Annotated in this window: 1 protein-coding gene; it reads left to right on the forward strand. The window is 51.8% G+C overall.

Translation table 11 applies throughout. The annotated features are described in order from the left end of the window. The coding region (locus WM40_RS27450) for a hypothetical protein (RefSeq protein WP_046154716.1) at window positions 1–304 on the forward strand (304 nt) is incomplete at its 5' end. Window positions 305–382: the final 78 nt, after the last annotated feature.

The raw sequence follows: 382 nt of genomic DNA on the forward strand, positions 1-382 counted from the left end.
GTTTTATCAGTATGTGGCCGATTCGGCGCACTACCCTGCCGCACCAGAGGGTTATGTGAATGTCATGTCGTGCGTGAATCCTGCGGATGCAGACACAAGCAAGGCCCCAATCCCGACGGTCTGCAAGCAAAGCGAAGTGAAACCAGTGCCAATCTCTGCTGCGGCAAAAGACATCGCCAAAATGATTGAAATTGCCTACATCTTTATTGTGATGGTCACTTTGCTGCTCAACGTGTTATTTGGAGGATATCGGCAACTAACTGAGGCCGCTCGTCGCTGGTATAGCGGGACGAAAGCCGCCTAAAACGAGGTAAAAAGATGATCCAACCAGAAGACAAGGCAACGCTTCCCCTGGCCCTTGATGAACAGCAGCCGCGCAAGC

It is taken from the genome of Robbsia andropogonis, assembly GCF_000970345.1.
In the GTDB taxonomy this organism is placed as follows: Bacteria; Pseudomonadota; Gammaproteobacteria; order Burkholderiales; family Burkholderiaceae; genus Robbsia; species Robbsia andropogonis.